This is a genomic window from Patescibacteria group bacterium (assembly GCA_041662665.1).
GTDB lineage: Bacteria > Patescibacteriota > JABMPQ01 > JABMPQ01 > JAQVVF01 > JAQVVF01.
In genome coordinates this window covers 108713-126278 of the sequence record JBAZSC010000004.1, presented here as the reverse complement: position 1 = coordinate 126278, position 17566 = coordinate 108713, and the positions used below count along the sequence as shown (strand labels likewise).

The window sequence follows — 17566 nt, the reverse complement described above, 5'->3', positions numbered from 1 at the left end:
GATAATTTCAAGTAAAAATAAAAAAAGAGCTTAATGCTCTTCAAGGGTACTTACTTTTAATTCTGGTTTCAATTTCTTAATTACGATAGCAAGACCGTAAAGCGCAATATAGATTACTACCATAACAGTATTAAACCAAATGCAATTGATAGAATATGCTTCACTCTTTATTTGCATCAAGACAACAATTACAAATGCACTAATAGAAGTAAAACAATGCGAAAAAGCTAGAGATAAGAATACGAAAGGGAATCTAGTTTTTCGAAATATTTGCAAAATTAGACTGATCACGAAAGCACTAAGACTAATGTAGAACCACCTTTCATGACTTTCATTTTCAAAATGGGCGATGCTATCAACAAATTGCCTAATTGCCATCAGATATTGCATTTGTTCTCCTGCTTTGACAAAGGCAATACTCTATGAATTGTCCCGCACATACTACCACTTTCAACGAGATATGAACACTCATCAAAAAGATCTTTCCAGGTCTGCTCGTCAACTTCTGGCAACTCATTCTTTTCTTTGTATCCTTGCATATAAGGATTGACTGCGCACCAAAAATTAATCATTCTCAATTCTTTGCCTGCCAGATAATCTCGAATTGCTTGTGCCGCACTCCAGGCCATGTCGTCCCTCCTTTCGGACTAAAATTCTCCTCCGATTTTAAGATATACGGATATTGCAACAAAAATGCTCAACAAAAGAGATATAGCGGGAATTGGCGCATAAAAAAATATCCCATAAGAATCTGACAAGTGATAAAATAATTTGAAAGTAGACCAATCAATGCTAATCATAATCAGTAACATTAGAAAAAAACAAAATATTCCTCTTAACTTGTGCATTTTTCCTCCTTCGCTGAAGGCAAATTTTTAAAGTGCATTTATTTCTTAAATTCATAACATAACAAATACATTTCACTGCTTCTGGCACGTGATGCTTTTGGCTTGAATATCTTGACTTTCTTAAAAGACTTTTTTAACTTGGCTAGAAATTCGTTAAAATCAGAACCTTGAAAAATTTTCAAAATCATATTTCCGCCATCTTTCAAATTTGTTTTAGCTAATTCAATAACTTTTTCGTTTAACAAAATTGATTGATATTGATCATACTCAGGATGACCAGATGTGTTTGGCGCAATATCGCTGATGATAACGTTGAACTGGTTAGATATGTTAGACTTATTAGATAAGTTAGACTGGTTAACGACCTCTTGTTTTCTTGTTTTATTGTTTTTTTGTTTGTTCGCAAGGTTGTCCAACTGCTCTCGAACATTCTCTAGGTCATTAACATCGGCAACAAATGTAATCACGTTCTCAAGGCCCAAATCTTTCGTTTTTTTAATATCAAAGCCTACGACCTTGCCATTCTTTCCAACCCAAGTTGATAAAATTTGTAAAAATGAGCCTGGGAAACATCCAATATCTAAAATATAATGATTTGGCTTAATTATACGGTATTTTTCTTGTATTTCTTGCAATTTAAAGACTGATCGGGCATTGTAGCCTTTTTGTTTTGCTAATTCAAAATAATAATCTTGGAATTGATAGTGTCTTGACATACAGTCCATTATTAATCAGAATACTCAATTTGTCAAGAATAAAAAAATTTGATAGACTAAAATAATAAATCCCAAATACCAAATTCCAAACAAATTACAAATCACAATACACAAAATATTGTTGTAATTTGTAATTTGTGTTTTGTTTGGGATTTGGAATTTGTAATTTATACTTATGTATCTCAAGAAACTCGACATACAAGGCTTTAAATCATTCGCTCCAAAGACAACTTTGGAATTTAGTCCTGGAGTGACTGCTGTTGTTGGACCAAATGGATCTGGCAAATCAAATTTTACTGAAGCAATTAGATGGGTAATGGGCGAACAAAGTTTGAAAACTTTGAGAGGCAAAAAATCAGAAGATATTATTTTTGCTGGTTCGAAAAACAAAGCGAGATTAGGAATGGCAAGCGTTTCAATGCATTTGGACAATTCTGATCATGCAATGCCAATTGATTATTCCGATGTTGTGATTACTCGCAAATTATTTAGAAATGGCGAAAGCGAATATTTTATAAATAAAAATAGAGCGAGATTATTAGATATTCAGGAATTATTGGCAAAAACTGGCTTTGGACAAAAAACTTATTCAGTGATTGGCCAAGGCATGATTGATACTTTTTTGAAAGCTGGACCAAAAGAGAGAAAAGAATTATTTGAAGAAGCAGCTGGTGTCAAACAATTCCAGATCAAGAGAAATTTGAGCGTTAATAAATTATTGCAAACAAAAACAAATTTATCTCGTGTTGCTGATTTGTTGAAAGAAATTGAGCCTAGACTTCGATCATTAAAAAGACAAGCTAACAAAGCACAGCGAAAAGAAGAGATTGAAAAGAAATTTGATGAAGTTTGCGATCAATATTTTAATCATAGCTGGAATACTTTAAAAGATGCTTTTAAGATAAATAGCGATCAACTTGCAAAGTTAGCAAAACAAGAAAAAGAAACTATCGATTTAATTGCGCAATTACAGAAAAAATTAGATAGTCGAAATTTACAAGAAGATTTTGCCAAAAAAAGACAAAGACAAGAAAGATTGAATGAATTATTCTTACAAAAGTCAGAAATCAATGAAAAGATCATGGAAGTTACAGCCAAAATTTCATTGGCAAAAGCTTCAGATACAAATTTGAATTTAACAGATAGAATTAAATTATTAGAAAATGAAGTTGCTGAATTAGAAACAAATGTTTCAGAATTTTTGAGTGAAAAGCAGACTTTAGAAAAAGATTTGAGAAATAAAATTAAGGAACAATCTGCGATTTTAACTAAAATCAAAGACTGCCAAGAAAAATTAACAACTCTAAAATCAGGATTAATCTCTGAATCGCTAACTTTGACTGATGTTCAGAATGATTTAGAAAAATTATTTAAGTCTGAATCAAATTTATTTGAAAAAATTAATGCTTGTGAAAATTTGAATGAATTAGACAAATTAAAACAAATGATTTTTGATGTCCATTTTGAAATGGAAAAATTATTATTAAAAATTCAAAAAGCAGCTAAGAAAGAAGACATCAGTATTCAAAAAAAGCTTTCAGAAATCCAAAAAAGCTTGAGCGAATTATTTGATGAAAGAGACTCGCTAACTTCACAAATAAATAGCATTAAAGTTTCAATTGCAATTCTTGATACAAAACAAAATTCTGCAAAACAACAGCTTGATCCTCGCAAAAGAGAAATTGAGAATTTAAACAAGGAAACAAAGGCAAAGTCTAAACAAGAAACTTTAGCTAATTTTGAAAAATTAGAAAATGAGAAAAAAGGATTAGTGAACAAAATTTTAGTTCTAGATAAAGAAATTAAAAATATTCAAAATGAATTGGAATTAGAAGTAAAAAAAGAACAAGAAATTAGAGATCAATTTATTTCGCAAGAAAATGAATATAGAGCAAAGCAAAATTCTTTAAATAATATTAAAGATCAAGTTAGAGAAATCGAAGTTTCGAATGCCCAACTACAAGCATCAAAAAATGTTTTGATTGAAGAAATGCATGAAAATTTTGGCATAGAAAAGACAAATGAATTAATCAAAATTTTTGAAAGCAAACCAAAAAAAATAAATAATGCTGATGAGTTACATGTTTTGATTGCAAAATTAAGACGCGAAAAAATGATCATTGGCGATATTGATCCAGAGGTTGTGAAAGAGCATAAGGAAGTTAATGATCGATTTGAATTTTTGACAGCACAAAAAGATGATTTGGAAAAAGCTATTATTTCTTTGGAAAAAATTATTGATGAATTAGATAAGACAATAAGCTCCAAATTTGATACTGCTTTTGAAAAAATTAATTTACAATTCCAGAAGCATTTTGAAATTTTGTTTAATGGTGGTCATGCAAGATTAGAAAAATATCGACCGAAAGTTGAAGTTACTGATGAAACAGGCAATAAAAAGCTTGAATTATCTCAAGATTCATATATTGATATTAAGGCAACACCTCCTGGAAAAAAGCCAAGAGATTTGAGTTTGCTTTCTGGTGGCGAAAGAGCGCTAACTTCTATTGCTTTGATTTTAGCAATAATTTCCAATAATCCAGCTCCATTCATTGTGCTTGATGAAGTTGATGCATCTCTTGATGAAGCAAATACTTCTAGATACGCGAAGATTATTGAAGAAGTTGCGAAGAAATCACAATTCATAGTTGTGACTCATAATCGCGAAACAATGAGTTGCGCTAAGGCTTTGTATGGAGTGACGATGTCTGGAGATGGAGTTTCTAAATTGCTAAGCATATCGCTTGAAGGACATTGCTAGATGAAATTTCTAATTTTCAATTTCTAATTTTTATTAAATTTCTAATGCATTAATTTCTAAACCGTTTTTTTTATGCTATTATGTATTAAAGATTCTTTTAAAATAATTAACTTTTAAAAACATGCCAAACAAATCAGAAACTGGAGGATTTACTCCGGAACCAGGAAGTAAAGATGCGGAAACAGCATTTGTTGAAGGTGAAGAAAAAATGCAAGAACGTTTTAGAGTAGAGGATCAAGAATCGAGATATGCAAGAGAAGATATGGAAGCTGAAGAAAGACAAAAAGATGTTTTGATAGAGAGAGCAAGAATGGCGGGAGACAAGAGAGATGAATACGATATTATTGATGATTGGATGAAGTTGGAGAGAGAAGAACAAGATGAATGGAGAGAAGCATACAATAAAGATAAAAGCACTGATCTATGGGATTTCGGAGTTGATTTTAAAGAAAAAAAGGTACCATCATTTGCAGCTTACTTGAAAAAAAGACTTGAAGAAAATTCTCACAGAGAAATGGCTGATTGGGAAAAAATAAATGAGAGACGGTGCATTTATTATGAATGGGTTGAAGGTGGAGATTTAGAAGACGAAAAAAAATAATATTAAAAATGGAAAAATTAGTCAAATGTCTTGACTAATTTTTTTTTATCGAGTATATTTTATTTATGTTAACTATACGTCTTACAAGAATCGGCAAGAAGAACCAACCTAAATACAGGCTGGTTTTGACTGACCATAATTTTCCTGTTAGAGGAAAATTCATCGAAATCTTAGGATCTTTTGATCCAAGAAGCGACAAAGTAGAATTAAAAAAGGAAAGAGTTGAATACTGGCTAAAGAGTGGCGCAAAAGTAAGCCAGACTGTTAAAGAAATGTTAAAGAAACAAAAAGTTACTGGCAAGTTGGAAGTATTGAATAGAAAAGACAGAGCACAGACTACAAAAAAAGGTGCAGAACCTGTAAAACCAGCAACCGAAGCTCCAAAGGCAGAGGAAAAGAAAAATGAGAATAAAGAATCAGGAATTAAGAATAATGAAACTCCTGCAAAACCTGAAGAAAAGAAATAATAGCACTCCAGTTACTAGTTACTTGTTACTAATTACCGCAAAATAATATTGACAAAACTTACTAATCTGATATAATTAAATTGTTGTATTAGATTCTATTTTTCATGAAAGAGCTGGTCGACTTGAATTAGAAAAATATTCTAATGCTTCGAAAGAAATAATTAATTTACAAAGTTATGGCAGAAAAAGCACACGATCAAGAATTCGTAGAGTACATTGTCAAATCATTAGTTGATGCTCCTGACAAAGTAAAGACAAATAGAACAGTTGACGAAATGGGTGTATTAATCACTCTAGACGTTGATGCAGCTGACATGGGCCAAATCATTGGTCGCCAAGGTCAGACAGCAAAAGCAATCAGAACTTTATTAAAAGTTGTTGGTGCTAAAAACAACGCTCGCGTTAACTTGAAGATCAATGAACCAGAAGGTTCTGAAAGAACAAGAAAACCAGCTGCAACTGCTCCAAAAGCAGAAGAAGCTAGTTCAGATGTAGTTGAAGATCTAAAACTATAATCTTAAATCTTAATAAGATTCAAAATAAATAAAGGCCACCATTAATTGGTGGCTTTTACGTGAAGAATGGAGAAACTAGTAATCAGTAATTAGTAACTAGAACGACGACTAGTTACTAGTTACTAATTACTAGTTAACACAACTATGCAATTCGATATAATAACAATTTTTCCAAAGATATTTGATTCATATTTCTCTGAATCTATTTTGTCGCGCGCACAAAAGAAAAATTTGATTAAAATTAATATTCATAATTTACGTGATTATACTTTAGATAAACACAGCAAAGTTGATGATAAACCATACGGAGGCGGGCAGGGCATGATTTTGCAAGTTGAGCCTTTTTATCGAGCGATTACTAGTCTAAAATCTAAAGTCAAAAATATTTCTCCTAAATCTAAAGTCAAAAATAACAACTCGAAATCTAAAATCATCATGTTAACTCCGGCTGGCAAGACACTTGATCAGAAAATGGCGATGAGATTGTCTAAACTTGATAATATTATTTTGTTATGCGGAAGATATGAAGGTTTTGATGCTCGCATAGATAAATTTGTTGATGAAAAAATTTCAATAGGTAATTATGTTTTATCTGGTGGAGAATTGCCTGCTATGGTTTTGGTTGAAGCTGTGACAAGATTGATTCCTGGTGTTTTGGGACATGAACATTCTGCTCTTGATGATACTTTTTCTGTTGATAAAGATTATGTGGAGTATCCACAATATACTAGACCTGAAAAATTCCAAATCCCAAATCCCAAACAAATTACAAATTCCAAATTACAAACTTTAAAAACTACGACTCTTTCTGTACCTAAAGTTTTATTGTCTGGCGATCATGAAAAAATTGAAGAATGGAAAAAAAAACACGTTAAAATTAAAAAATAAAAAAACAGCTATGATGCTGTTAGTCGGTTGAGTAAAGAATAATGTACAAATAGTTATTGTTTCTTAAAGTAGTTATTCCAGTGATTTTCTGTGCATGAGTTGGATATTCTTTTTTCCACTGAGCAAATGGCTCTTCAAATTTTTCTGCGTAAAAAGGAATTTCTTTGCTACCTGGCAAGTTTCCAAGATAGATGAATGCTACTCCCTGACCATGATCGATAACGATAGAGTTACTTAAATCAGTTTTGGAAGTTTCAGTTGATCCTTGAACTGGTTTCTCTGTCACCATCCAGTGCGTGATAAAAACACCAAGTTTTAATACTCCGTATCCAATTACAAGCAAAATAGCTGAACTAACAATACTGCTTAAAATAATCATACGCGCATCAATTTTTGGTTTTTTTGCTTGTGTCATTATCTCCTCCTCCCTCTGCGGCGTGCGAAACATTTAAGAGTACGGACTTTTTTCTGACTAATTAGTATACGCTTGAATTAACTTTCTGTCAATAATAAAAAATAAAAAAACAACAGAATCTGTTGTCATGGACCGTAAAGTACTAAATACAAATTATTTTGAGCAGTAGGAGAAAAACTTTTGATCTTTGAAGAATGTTCTGGATACTGCTTTTTCCAATAGGCAAAGAAAGATTCAATCCTTTCGCGATGATAGATATCAGGACGAAATCCAAAGTCATTTTTGCGAAATTGACCGATATAGATGAATGCTAGGCCTTGACCATTATCTATGACATACGGCTTTACGTCAAAGTATAGCTTGCCTTTTTCAAATTCAGAATAAAAAAATTTTTCAGGCTCCTTTTGTGGACCAAAGATAGTAGTAATTACCTTTCCAACTTTTTGATGAACTAATTCTGCAGTTGATTGACGAGAAGCTGCAAACAAGAGTAACAACATAGATACAACTCCTGTAATGATAGTAACTCTTGGTAGTATTTTCTTTATCCTGTCTTTTTCCACTTTTCCTTCCCTCCTTTTGCCGCTGTTAAAAGAACATTTTTACTCTTAATTAAGTATATCTTCCTTAATTTTTCTGTCAACATTTTCGAAAAATAATTTTCCATGATAAACTCCGGATGAATCATGTGATTGTTTGCTTCTTCTCGGGATCCCTCACTGCGGTTCGGGATGACAGATAAAAAAGTTAAGTGTTAAAAGTTAATTGTTAACTGTTTACACAAGTTATCCACAATTAAATGATATTGACTTGACAATATTATTTTTATGGACTAAAATTTAAGTACTAAATTACTTACAAGTAAATCTGTAAAAATAGCTATGAAAATTGTAGCTTGATATTTTTTAACTTCAAAAATTAAAAAGAATCAGTCTATAATTCTCGCACTTTGATAATTAAATAGTGATAAGAGTTTTACGTTAATTCCGTTTATTTTGAGCTAACAAGCTTACTTTAAATTTTTTAGTTGATCTATGATTAATTTATTAATTATAGATATTTATTGAGAGTTTGATCCTGGCTCAGGGTGAACGCTGGCGGCGTGTTTTAGGCATGCAAGTCGTACGAGTGAATTTATTCACTAGTGGCAAATGGGGTACTAATACGTTGGTAATCTGACTCAAAGACAGACATAAGCCGGAGAAATCTGGTCTAATATCTGATACTAATGGGGGGACGAAAGTCATTCCCATTCAAAAATATTTCGCAAGAACTATTGCTTTGAGAGGAGCCTACGGCCTATCAGCTAGTTGGCAGGGTAAAAGCCTACCAAGGCTATGACGGGTAGGGGGTTTGAGAGGATGACCCCCACCATCGGGACTGAGACACTGCCCGGACTCCTACGGGAGGCTGCAGTCGAGAATCTTCCGCAATGTGGGCAACCATGACGGAGCGACGCCGCGTGATCGAAGAAGCCCTTCGGGGTGTAAAGATCTTTTGTGTGGGAATAAGTCCAGCACATGTTACTGTTGATACTTACATGATTTTGTTATACAGATAGATAGTCATTTCTAGTTAAGTTATGCTAATGTCAATAGTAAAATGTGCTGGGTTGAAGGTACCATACGAATAAGCCATGACTAACCTCGTGCCAGCAGTCGCGGTAATACGAGGATGGCAAGCGTTACCCGGAATTATTGGGCGTAAAGCGTCTGTAGGCGGTTTGTTAAGTTAATTGTTAAATCTTGGTGCTCAACATCAGGGCTGCAATTAAAACTGGCAGACTTGGGATCAGAAGAGGCAAGAGGAACTCCCGGTGTAGCAATGAAATGCGTTAATATCGGGGGGAACTCCAGTGGCGAAGGCGTCTTGCTAGTCTGTTTCCGACGCTGAGAGACGAAAGCGTGGGTAGCGAATGGGATTAGATACCCCAGTAGTCCACGCCGTAAACAATGGATACTAGACATAGGGAGAGTCGACCCTTTCTGTGTCGAAGCAAACGCGTTAAGTATCCCGCCTGGGGAGTACGATCGCAAGATTAAAACTCAAAGGAATTGACGGGGACCCGTACAAGCGGTGGAGCATGTGGTTTAATTCGACAGTAAGCGAAGAACCTTACCAAGATTTGAAGCCTAACGAAGTCTTGAGAAATCGAGATGTGCCGCAAGGAACGTTAGGACAGGTGATGCATGGCTGTCGTCAGCTCGTGGCGTGAGCTGTTCGGTTAAGTCCGTTAACGAGCGCAACCCTTGTCCAATGTTATATTTTACTTTGGAGACTGCCGGCGTATAGTCGGAGGAAGGTGGGGATGACGTCAAGTCAGCACGTCCCTTTGACATCTTGGGCAACACACGTGCTACAATGGCCGTTCTAGAATTATCTAGAGTCCTTCGGGACACAAAGAGAAGCTAAGCCGCAAGGCAGTGCAAATCTCAACAAAAGCGGCCTCAGTTCAGATTGAGGGCTGAAACTCGCCCTCATGAAGTCGGAATCGCTAGTAATCGTAGGTCAGCACACTACGGTGAATACGTTCTCGGGTCTTGTACACACCGCCCGTCACATCAGGCGAGTTGATAGCACCCGAAGCTCCTCTTTTGAGGAACCACGGTGAGATCAGCGAGAAGGGTGAAGTCGTAACAAGGCATCCGTAGCGGAAGCTGTGGATGGATCACCTCCTTTCTAGGGAGAATTGATCTCTGAAAGTCTTATGGATTTTTATTGATCTGTCGAGATGAATTTATTTTCATTATGTAAGGAATTAATCGACCCTCTTATCACTTTTTGATTATCAAAGTATCTTCGAATATTACGGATATTAGATATTGGATATTATTTTTGACCAGCGTAAAAGCGCTGGTTTTCGTTTTTAGAGCTTCGGAGTGTCGGAAATCGGATCGTCGGACGTTCTGACGTTCTGACGTTCCGAAGCTCCGACGTTCCGAAGCTCTAAATAAAAAAACTCTTGAAATACATCAAGAGTTGAAAGAACTAAAAATTTAAATAATTATGCTGCGAGCTTTACAATACCTAGAGCGAAACAGCCAAGATCGTCAACGAAACCGCCACCCAAATCGTAGCCGCTGCAGTAGAGGCCTCGCTCATCAAAGTCGCCCAGGTCGAAACGACTGCCATCGGAGCCGCGAGCAGAAGTCCTGATCCACAACCGATCCGGAGGAACTCGTTCCTTTGTCTGGTTGAAGTAGCTCAAAATGAGACCGCTGTTTAAGGTGACACTGCCGAAATCAGTAAGATGATCGGCTGGCAGATCGTACTTCTTGCTAAGTCTGGCGAGATAATTCAACTGTTCATTTGCTGTTTTTCGAATGCCGTCAGGAACAAGTCTGGGAACCCAGAAAACAAGACTGTCAAAAGTTGGCTCATCGTTGAAATTCCAGGTCTGTAAATAATCGAAATTCTTGTAGCACGGACCAAGTTTGGAAGCATGCTGTTTCAGTGTGTAGCCAGCTTTAACCAACCAAAAGATTGTACCCTCGTAGTTGTTGAAATGGTCAATTGCAAAATAACGGCACTTCTGGACATAAGCGCGAGCTTCTTTTTCGCCAATGATAGGAATCAAGATCTGAATAGCTTGATCGTCGGAAAGAGAAGTGAAAAAGTCCCGTTGAATGACTACTGGCAGTGTGATTTCTGGCTCTCTGTTGCTCATCGCTTTCCTCCTCCTCTGGCTAGGAAATTGTCGGAAAGAACGTTTAAATCAGGATACAATAAGGCAAGCAGATTGTCAAGATTCTTGGGTAATGTGCACACACATATTGCACTTTTTAAAACTTTTGGACATAAAGACTTGAAAGAAATATTTTTTGATGTTAAAATAGTAAGGAAAGCAAAAGATATTTTGTTATTTAAAATTTAGTTATTTTGTTATTTATTTATGGGCGCATAGCTCAGTTGGTTAGAGCGCGTCACTGATAATGACGAGGTCCTTAGTTCGAATCTAAGTGCGCCCACCAGGTAAACAATTAACTATTAACACTTAACAATTAACGCTATAAATAGCGAGTTAACTGTTAAAAGTTAAATGTTAAATGTTATTTCATGTCTTTAATCGGCCAAATATTTTTAGGATTAATAGGTATTGCAATTGGAGTTTTTGTAACTTTAAAATCTGAATGGTTAATTAATAATGTCGGAAGTCCAAGCTTTGCTCAAAAATATTTTGGGACATTTGGTGGCGGAAGATTGTTCTGGCAACTGCTGGGCGTTTTAATTGCTGCTGTTTCAACATTATACATGACTGGTTTTTTACAACATACATTACCAAATATGCTAAAAGGCTTATTTGGAGGCGGATTACAATAATTCATTATTATGAATATTATAATTCTGTGGTTTGTAAGGATTGCTTTTGCTTCACTTGCTTGTTTTGAGCTAGCTAATCTTTTTGGCATCTTACATTTTGAACTTGAATTTAGCTGGTTTGGATTAGCTTTGACATCAATTGTAGTTTGGATTGCTTTAGAATTTGTGTTATGGTATTGTAAAAAGAAATTTAATTATACTATTCCAAGTTTTGTATTCTTGTTTCCATTAGGAAATGTGTTGATTGATGCATTTGGAGATATTTTTAAATGGTATGGCAGATTTTCATGGTATGATCAAATGGCTCATTTCTTAGGCGGAGCTTCAGTTGCTGGATTAATATTCTTCATACTTTGCGCTGTATTAAAAAGAAGAAGAGTTGAATTTAAAAAATATTTGATTGGAAGTTATGCCTTTTTTGCAGCTTGTTTTCTTGGAGTCTTGTACGAGATTGAAGAATATTCAGAAAGTTTTTTTCTAAGCAATAATAGACTAGGAGATCGCTTTGATACGCCAAATGATTTGTTAATGAATACTTGTGGGGCATTAATTGGCGTGTTATTAGTTTATTTATACGTAAAAATGACTGATACGTTAAGCAAGACAGAAGAAAGAAAGTAATTTTTCATTTCTAATTTAGTTATTTTGTTATTATATTGGGCCTGTAGCTCATCTGGTAGAGCGCCTGCTTTGCAAGCAGGAGGTGAGCGGTTCGAGTCCGCTCAGGTCCATAAATAAATCATGTCAGAGCGCCTGCTTTGCAAGCAGGAGGATGAAAATTTTTGAATAAAAAATTTTCATGGTCGAGTCCGCTCAGGTCCACCATGTTAATAACAAAATAACTAAATTAGAAATAACTAAATTAACGGCGCATCGCTGTTTTTTTATGCTTGAAAAAAATATTAAGAAATGATATAATTATATTAGAATTAATCAACGTTTTGATTAGTTTAGTTTGTTGTAATTTATTTTGGCTCAGAGAGAGAGAGAGAGGAGGGAAAACGAAAATGGCAGAAGAAAAAAGAGATTGCCAAAGCATTTCGTCTGCGCCTGGAGCAATATCAAATCCAGCAGAATGGATGATAAATAATATGTTGCTAGATGCTGTAATACAAGGAGCAACAGAAATTCACGTTACTCCTTTTAGGAACAAAGTTGAAATTGAATTCATGATTGATGGACATCTTACTCTTGTGATGCGTCCGCAGCTCAATTTGCATGGCTATGCCATTGCTCATATCAAAGAAATTGCTCTCCTAAACGAAGATATGACGGAAATGCCGCAAACTGGCGTGTTAAATGTGTTGGTCAGCGTTCAAGACAAGCCTGATAGACGATTTCATTTTGATGTTACAGTTTCACAAACAGAATTCGGCGAGAAAGCAATATTGATTTTGAATCGAGAAGTAAACCCAACATCATTTGCACTTTAGATCGCAGACTTTATGTCTGTTTTTTTATGCTTGAAAAAGATATTAAAAAATGATATAATTATATTATAATTGATCAGTGTTTTGATTAGTTTTGTTTATTGTACCTTAAATTCATCCCAAGAGAGGAGGGAAGGGAAAATGACAGAAGCAGAAAGAGATTGCAAAGATGCACCTGTAGAATTTACTTCGAATCCAGCTGTAAGAATGGTGAGTATGATTCTTTTAGACTCAATTAGGCAATGCGGAACTGAAATACAGATCGTACCTGTTGAAAAACGGATTGAAGTTAGCTACAGAATTGATGGAAATCTGGTTCTTGTGATGTGTCCGCCATTGAGCCTGAAGGAAACCATGATTAGTCGAATTAAAATTATGGCACTTCTTGATGTTAGCGAAAAAGAAAAACCTCAAAATGGACTGATTGACATAAAAGTAGCTTCGAAATTTGTACCTAGTGGAAGATATCTTTTTGATGTTTCAATCACCCAAACAGAATTTGGCGAAAAAGCAGTCTTAATTTTAAGAAGAGAAGCCAACTCGACTCCAATTGCACCTTAAACTGAATTGCACAGACTTTATGTCTGTTTTTTGTTGTTTTAAAAAAATTCTGCTATAATAACATAACTAATTAATTTATATAAAATAAATGTCTAACTTGTTTCTAATTTTCTTTTTTATTATTGTTTTTGCATTGCTTGGATGGGTGATTTATTTAACTTTTTTAGTTAGATCTTATGTTTCTGACAAAAGAGGAGTTTTGGCTGAAGCAAAAGAAAAAGGATTAGAAAATGTGCTTGATGATTGTGCAAAACAAATCAAAAGAATAGATACTGATGTCAAAGAGCTTTATAATATTTCTGATCAGCTAAACAAAATAATGATGAATAGCTTGACGAAAGTTGGATTAGTCAGATTCAATCCTTTTGGAGATACTGGTGGAGATCAAAGTTTTGCGATGGCACTTCTAGACGCAAATAATAATGGCATTATTGTTTCTAGCCTTCATTCAAGAGCTGGAACTAGAATGTTTGCCAAACCAATTAAAGGCGGAAAATCAGAATATAATTTGTCTGATGAAGAAAAACAAGCAATTGAAAAAGCACAAGAATAGCGTGAATCGGTAACTAGTAACTAGAAATTAGTAACTAGTGCCGACACTAATTACTAATTACTAGTTAACTAATTACTAAACGTATGTTTAAAAAGAACGTAAAACCAATCGAAGATGAAGTTGTTGGAGGAGCGGAAAATAATGAGACAATCGTCGGATCATCGGTAAAATTAGAAGGCGATTTGATCAGCACTGGAAATATCAGCGTTTATGGCGATGTTGTTGGCCAAATTGTAACTGAAAGAGATGTAACTATCGGCGACACAGCAACAATCAAGGCTAATATCTCAGGCGAAAATGTGACAGTAGGCGGAAGAGTCGAAGGAAATGTAAAAGCATCAGGAAAATTAAGCATTACAGGAACTGGCAAGATTTTTGGCGATGTTGTTGTGTCATCAATTTCAATCAGCGACGGCGCGATGTTTTCTGGACATTGTCAAATGGGAATTGAAGAAAGCAATGTTTCTGAAGAAGAACAAGAATAGTTTAAAAATTCCAAATACCAAATCACAAACAAATCCCAAAATACAAATTACAAAACTTTTGTTTTTTGTAGCTTGGAGTTTGTAATTTGTTTGGAATTTGGTATTTGTTATTTGGAATTTCGTCTATGTATTATTTTATTTGCGAATCAAACAAAATAAAAGATAAACAAGCTAAACTTTTAGACATTATTAGTCTAAAGTTTTCTGATCTTGGCATTCGTTATGAAAAAGTATCAGTAACACCACTTAGAACTGCTGATATTCTGGCGCATGATGCGATACTAGATGGTAGATATACAACAATAGTTGCTGTTGGATCAGACAAGACTGCGAGCCAGATCATAAATACAATTGCTAAATTAAAGAAAGCTAATCCGCAAGTCAAAAATTGGCCAGTTTTTGGAATGGTACCATTACGAGAATCAAAAATAGCTGATGTTTTGGGATTACCTTATGATAATGCAATTTGTGAGGCATTAACTAGTAGAAAAGTTGAGACAATTGATTTAGGCCGAGCTGACGGAAGCTATTTTATGACATCTTTTGATGCAGATTTTATGGATCGAAAAAAAACAGTTTGGGAAAAATTAACAACTGTCATCAAAGCAATTTCTAGAAATAAATTGCCAGAGATTTCTTTTGATGTAGATAAAAGAATCTTTGCAAAAGCAAAATTATCGAGTATGTCTGTCATAAATTCATTAGGAAATATCAATTTTGAAGGAAAAAATAAAATAAAATTATCAAAAGTTAATCCTAAAGACCAAATTTTGGATTTAATTATGTTTAGCGGAAATAAAAAACAAAAAGAATCTGATTTATCATTTTTTCGCGGTAAAAAGATTAAATTCTATTGCAAAGAAAAATTAATAATGGCTTGCGATGGACAACAGATTAAAAAAGTGCCGGAAGTCTTTGAAATTGTGCCAAAAACAATCGAAGTAATTGTTGGTAAAAAAAGAAGCTTTTGAATTTGATTTTTGCTTTGTTAATTACTCTTCTCTAATGCTATCTCGAATAACTACTTCTCTAATGCGATCCCTAATGCTTTGATTTTTGAAGATATTACGATATTCGGATATTAAGATATTCACATTCTTCTTGTTTAATATTAAAATTTGTAAAATTTTGCTTAATTTGTCAAATTATTGACAAATTTTTGTTTTCATGCTATTTTTTATTGTCAGAAGAGTTCGTTGTAGACAAAGTTGCTAGTACCGAAATACGGCTAGCAACCAAAGGAGGCTAGAGTGAAAAAAGGAGACTTGGTTCAAATGTGTTTGCTTGGATTTATGACATTTGTTCTTTTCAGTTTTAGCGCATTTGTACTGATGGGAATTGGAGCACAATGTGTTTTGCAGAATCAAAACTTGTCACTAACTAATGCGATTCCGTTGGTCTATGAAAATATGACTTTTAGGGCGATAGTGGCAGCTATAATGAGTGGACTAATTGGATCCTTTGTTGTTGTTTATCTCGCTCTGCTGGCAGAAAGATTGAAAAAGGCTCTTGAAGGAAAAATTTAGCACTTTTTTAAGCACATTTTGTGCTTTTTTTATTGACCATTAATTTAAATTAAGATATATTCAAAGATGCTCTTTAAAATTAAAAATTCATTTTGAGTGTTTCAAAATCATTCTTGCACAAAAATATGTTATAAAAAAATGAACAAATTGCGCGGATTGAGCGGATTTTAATGCGGAAAAATGATTCTAAAGCCAACCCCAAGAAGAGGAGGAAGAAAGATGGGAATTTTCAGAGGCGCAACGAAAACTGAAATGTTGGTTGCTGACATCAAGAGACGGTGGCCGCGATTTTTTGTTGAAGCTGATGAAGAGATTTGGAAACAATGGCACGAGCTAACAAAACGAGATTCTATCAGCTACTTTGTAGATATTCTAAAAGGTGATTATAACGACAGATTCAAGGCGCGTGCAATATTGGCCTTACTTGCACCAACTCCAAAAAACGCACCAAAGAATTGGAATTTAGTAACGCCATTTTCTAGTATTTATGGTTTTGAACTTGACCTGGTTGCTAATTGCGAAAAGTTTATTGAATATATTGTTGATTTGGTTGTCAGCTTCTTTCGGTTGACACTTGAAGGCAAAGATGAATTTACGGATCATCTTTCGCTTGCTAATCGGTATAATTCCTGGATGATTGCACTCTTGGGCTATTTGCCTGAAGGACCAGATGCTGATAATTTGTTTAACAGGATTTCTCTGAACGATTTGGTCTGCTTTAACAACATGGATGATTGTTCAGGATATAATCCGTTTTCACATCTCATGTGGAATCCTAAAGTTAACGAACGCTACAAGAGATTGGCAGATTTGAAGATGAGAGTAACTGTCAGGGCAGAATTACAAGGAGAGGCGAAACCTCGCGCAGAACATGAGAGCGCGTTTGCTCACTATGCGGATCGCGTTACATCATTCGTTGGCTTGAAAAAAAATCCATATTCAATTGCGCTTTTTGCTGATCAGATCGGCTTTCTGCTTGCGCTCAATTTGAAAGGTTGCAGATTATTTCCAACCTACAATGAAAGATTACTGCTTGCTCTTATTGGTACTCTGACAGAAGATGACGTTTATGCTCTTGAAATCATGAGAAGATATGTCAGATATATGGTTTTTGAAAACGTGGGTTTCAGCGATGAAAAAGGATTTTTAATCTATGACCAAGAGGACTTAGATCTAGCAACTAGATGGCATGCAGAATATGGCAAAGATGATCCAGAATTAGCACTTGTACTTTTGCGTAAAATTGCTGAAGGCAGAGAAAGAGTTGAAACAAGATTACGCAAAGAAAGAGAGGTGCAGGAACATCAGAACGCAGTTCTTTCAAGAATGAAATAGTACCTTAAGCACAATTTGTGCTTTTTTTATTTGGATTAATTTTAATGTTTTTCGTCTTAAATTGTTATGCAAAAATAATTAGATGTGCGTTTTTTAGAAAGATCTAACGCGAAAAAACGCAGAAGCTAACGCAGAAATTGCGTAA

At 34.7% G+C, this 17566-nt stretch carries 19 protein-coding genes, 2 tRNA genes, 1 rRNA gene and 1 pseudogene; 17 read left to right on the top strand and 6 right to left on the bottom strand.

Annotated elements, in window-relative coordinates:
* Positions 1 to 30: 30 nt before the first annotated feature.
* The 3 genes from WC663_06210 to WC663_06200 all read right to left on the bottom strand — a co-directional run bounded on the left by WC663_06210 (position 31) and on the right by WC663_06200 (position 1564).
* Positions 31 to 390 carry a hypothetical protein gene (locus WC663_06210; protein MFA6296920.1) on the bottom strand — a complete coding sequence of 120 codons (360 nt, stop codon included), beginning with the start codon at positions 388 to 390 and terminating at the stop codon, positions 31 to 33.
* A complete protein-coding gene (locus WC663_06205) occupies positions 378 to 629 on the bottom strand; it encodes a hypothetical protein (GenBank protein ID MFA6296919.1) in 252 nt (83 codons plus the stop codon). Before WC663_06205 ends, WC663_06210 begins: the two co-directional genes overlap by 13 nt.
* Before the next feature lie 257 nt (positions 630 to 886).
* The gene (locus tag WC663_06200; GenBank protein ID MFA6296918.1) at positions 887 to 1564 is read right to left on the bottom strand and encodes an RlmE family RNA methyltransferase; all 678 of its coding nucleotides are present in this window, start codon (positions 1562 to 1564) and stop codon (positions 887 to 889) included.
* Positions 1565 to 1739: 175 nt separating this feature from the next.
* On the opposite strand from WC663_06200, the gene WC663_06195 reads away from it, so the two are divergent.
* The 5 genes and pseudogenes from WC663_06195 to trmD all read left to right on the top strand — a co-directional run bounded on the left by WC663_06195 (position 1740) and on the right by trmD (position 6796).
* A complete protein-coding gene (locus WC663_06195; GenBank protein MFA6296917.1) occupies positions 1740 to 4325 on the top strand; it encodes an AAA family ATPase in 2586 nt (861 codons plus the stop codon).
* Between the two features lie 121 nt (positions 4326 to 4446).
* The gene (locus tag WC663_06190) at positions 4447 to 4926 is read left to right on the top strand and encodes a hypothetical protein (protein MFA6296916.1); all 480 of its coding nucleotides are present in this window, start codon (positions 4447 to 4449) and stop codon (positions 4924 to 4926) included.
* Positions 4927 to 4991: 65 nt separating this feature from the next.
* Positions 4992 to 5210: pseudogene (gene rpsP, locus WC663_06185) on the top strand (30S ribosomal protein S16).
* Positions 5211 to 5569: 359 nt separating this feature from the next.
* On the top strand, positions 5570 to 5908 hold the full coding sequence (locus tag WC663_06180; protein MFA6296915.1) for a KH domain-containing protein: 339 nt from the start codon (positions 5570 to 5572) through the stop codon (positions 5906 to 5908).
* Positions 5909 to 6052: 144 nt separating this feature from the next.
* On the top strand, positions 6053 to 6796 hold the full coding sequence (gene trmD / locus WC663_06175) for a tRNA (guanosine(37)-N1)-methyltransferase TrmD (GenBank protein MFA6296914.1): 744 nt from the start codon (positions 6053 to 6055) through the stop codon (positions 6794 to 6796).
* Between the two features lie 19 nt (positions 6797 to 6815).
* Here trmD and WC663_06170 read toward each other — a convergent pair whose 3' ends face one another.
* On the bottom strand, positions 6816 to 7244 hold the full coding sequence (locus WC663_06170) for a hypothetical protein (protein MFA6296913.1): 429 nt from the start codon (positions 7242 to 7244) through the stop codon (positions 6816 to 6818).
* A 92-nt stretch (positions 7245 to 7336) separates the two neighbouring features.
* The gene (locus tag WC663_06165) at positions 7337 to 7774 is read right to left on the bottom strand and encodes a hypothetical protein (GenBank protein ID MFA6296912.1); all 438 of its coding nucleotides are present in this window, start codon (positions 7772 to 7774) and stop codon (positions 7337 to 7339) included.
* Between the two features lie 496 nt (positions 7775 to 8270).
* Between WC663_06165 and WC663_06160 the strand changes: the two genes are divergently transcribed.
* Positions 8271 to 9890: ribosomal RNA gene (locus WC663_06160) — 16S ribosomal RNA — on the top strand.
* 325 nt (positions 9891 to 10215) lie between these two features.
* Here WC663_06160 and WC663_06155 read toward each other — a convergent pair.
* Positions 10216 to 10878 carry a hypothetical protein gene (locus tag WC663_06155; protein ID MFA6296911.1) on the bottom strand — a complete coding sequence of 221 codons (663 nt, stop codon included), beginning with the start codon at positions 10876 to 10878 and terminating at the stop codon, positions 10216 to 10218.
* A 227-nt stretch (positions 10879 to 11105) separates the two neighbouring features.
* Between WC663_06155 and WC663_06150 the strand changes: the two genes are divergently transcribed.
* The 11 genes from WC663_06150 to WC663_06100 all read left to right on the top strand — a co-directional run bounded on the left by WC663_06150 (position 11106) and on the right by WC663_06100 (position 17421).
* Positions 11106 to 11182: transfer RNA gene (locus WC663_06150), tRNA-Ile, on the top strand.
* An 85-nt stretch (positions 11183 to 11267) separates the two neighbouring features.
* Entirely contained in the window at positions 11268 to 11531 is a 264-nt protein-coding gene (locus tag WC663_06145; protein ID MFA6296910.1) for a hypothetical protein, read from the top strand.
* 9 nt (positions 11532 to 11540) lie between these two features.
* A complete protein-coding gene (locus WC663_06140) occupies positions 11541 to 12152 on the top strand; it encodes a hypothetical protein (protein MFA6296909.1) in 612 nt (203 codons plus the stop codon).
* A 37-nt stretch (positions 12153 to 12189) separates the two neighbouring features.
* Positions 12190 to 12262: transfer RNA gene (locus WC663_06135), tRNA-Ala, on the top strand.
* A gap of 276 nt (positions 12263 to 12538) precedes the next feature.
* The gene (locus tag WC663_06130; protein MFA6296908.1) at positions 12539 to 12964 is read left to right on the top strand and encodes a hypothetical protein; all 426 of its coding nucleotides are present in this window, start codon (positions 12539 to 12541) and stop codon (positions 12962 to 12964) included.
* A gap of 138 nt (positions 12965 to 13102) precedes the next feature.
* Positions 13103 to 13522, top strand: a complete 420-nt coding sequence (locus WC663_06125; GenBank protein ID MFA6296907.1) for an ATPase, T2SS/T4P/T4SS family — start codon at positions 13103 to 13105, stop codon at positions 13520 to 13522.
* Positions 13523 to 13610: 88 nt separating this feature from the next.
* Complete coding sequence (locus WC663_06120; protein MFA6296906.1) at positions 13611 to 14075, top strand: DUF4446 family protein; 465 nt, start codon at positions 13611 to 13613, stop codon at positions 14073 to 14075.
* 83 nt (positions 14076 to 14158) lie between these two features.
* A complete protein-coding gene (locus tag WC663_06115; protein ID MFA6296905.1) occupies positions 14159 to 14560 on the top strand; it encodes a polymer-forming cytoskeletal protein in 402 nt (133 codons plus the stop codon).
* Positions 14561 to 14685: 125 nt separating this feature from the next.
* Entirely contained in the window at positions 14686 to 15531 is an 846-nt protein-coding gene (locus tag WC663_06110) for a hypothetical protein (GenBank protein MFA6296904.1), read from the top strand.
* Positions 15532 to 15852: 321 nt separating this feature from the next.
* Entirely contained in the window at positions 15853 to 16086 is a 234-nt protein-coding gene (locus WC663_06105) for a hypothetical protein (GenBank protein MFA6296903.1), read from the top strand.
* Between the two features lie 180 nt (positions 16087 to 16266).
* Complete coding sequence (locus WC663_06100; protein MFA6296902.1) at positions 16267 to 17421, top strand: hypothetical protein; 1155 nt, start codon at positions 16267 to 16269, stop codon at positions 17419 to 17421.
* The last annotated feature ends 145 nt before the right edge of the window (positions 17422 to 17566 follow it).

What these genes read in the sequence shown, in the direction of transcription:
- WC663_06210 (MFA6296920.1), bottom strand. Translation starts at nt 390, where the DNA reads ATGCAATATCTGATGGCAATTAGGCAATTTGTTGATAGCATCGCCCAT.
- WC663_06205 (MFA6296919.1), bottom strand. Translation starts at nt 629, where the DNA reads ATGGCCTGGAGTGCGGCACAAGCAATTCGAGATTATCTGGCAGGCAAA.
- WC663_06200 (MFA6296918.1), bottom strand. Translation starts at nt 1,564, where the DNA reads ATGTCAAGACACTATCAATTCCAAGATTATTATTTTGAATTAGCAAAA.
- WC663_06195 (MFA6296917.1), top strand. Translation starts at nt 1,740, where the DNA reads ATGTATCTCAAGAAACTCGACATACAAGGCTTTAAATCATTCGCTCCA.
- WC663_06190 (MFA6296916.1), top strand. Translation starts at nt 4,447, where the DNA reads ATGCCAAACAAATCAGAAACTGGAGGATTTACTCCGGAACCAGGAAGT.
- WC663_06180 (MFA6296915.1), top strand. Translation starts at nt 5,570, where the DNA reads ATGGCAGAAAAAGCACACGATCAAGAATTCGTAGAGTACATTGTCAAA.
- trmD (MFA6296914.1), top strand. Translation starts at nt 6,053, where the DNA reads ATGCAATTCGATATAATAACAATTTTTCCAAAGATATTTGATTCATAT.
- WC663_06170 (MFA6296913.1), bottom strand. Translation starts at nt 7,244, where the DNA reads ATGTTTCGCACGCCGCAGAGGGAGGAGGAGATAATGACACAAGCAAAA.
- WC663_06155 (MFA6296911.1), bottom strand. Translation starts at nt 10,878, where the DNA reads ATGAGCAACAGAGAGCCAGAAATCACACTGCCAGTAGTCATTCAACGG.
- WC663_06145 (MFA6296910.1), top strand. Translation starts at nt 11,268, where the DNA reads ATGTCTTTAATCGGCCAAATATTTTTAGGATTAATAGGTATTGCAATT.
- WC663_06140 (MFA6296909.1), top strand. Translation starts at nt 11,541, where the DNA reads ATGAATATTATAATTCTGTGGTTTGTAAGGATTGCTTTTGCTTCACTT.
- WC663_06130 (MFA6296908.1), top strand. Translation starts at nt 12,539, where the DNA reads ATGGCAGAAGAAAAAAGAGATTGCCAAAGCATTTCGTCTGCGCCTGGA.
- WC663_06125 (MFA6296907.1), top strand. Translation starts at nt 13,103, where the DNA reads ATGACAGAAGCAGAAAGAGATTGCAAAGATGCACCTGTAGAATTTACT.
- WC663_06120 (MFA6296906.1), top strand. Translation starts at nt 13,611, where the DNA reads ATGTCTAACTTGTTTCTAATTTTCTTTTTTATTATTGTTTTTGCATTG.
- WC663_06115 (MFA6296905.1), top strand. Translation starts at nt 14,159, where the DNA reads ATGTTTAAAAAGAACGTAAAACCAATCGAAGATGAAGTTGTTGGAGGA.
- WC663_06110 (MFA6296904.1), top strand. Translation starts at nt 14,686, where the DNA reads ATGTATTATTTTATTTGCGAATCAAACAAAATAAAAGATAAACAAGCT.
- WC663_06105 (MFA6296903.1), top strand. Translation starts at nt 15,853, where the DNA reads ATGACATTTGTTCTTTTCAGTTTTAGCGCATTTGTACTGATGGGAATT.
- WC663_06100 (MFA6296902.1), top strand. Translation starts at nt 16,267, where the DNA reads ATGATTCTAAAGCCAACCCCAAGAAGAGGAGGAAGAAAGATGGGAATT.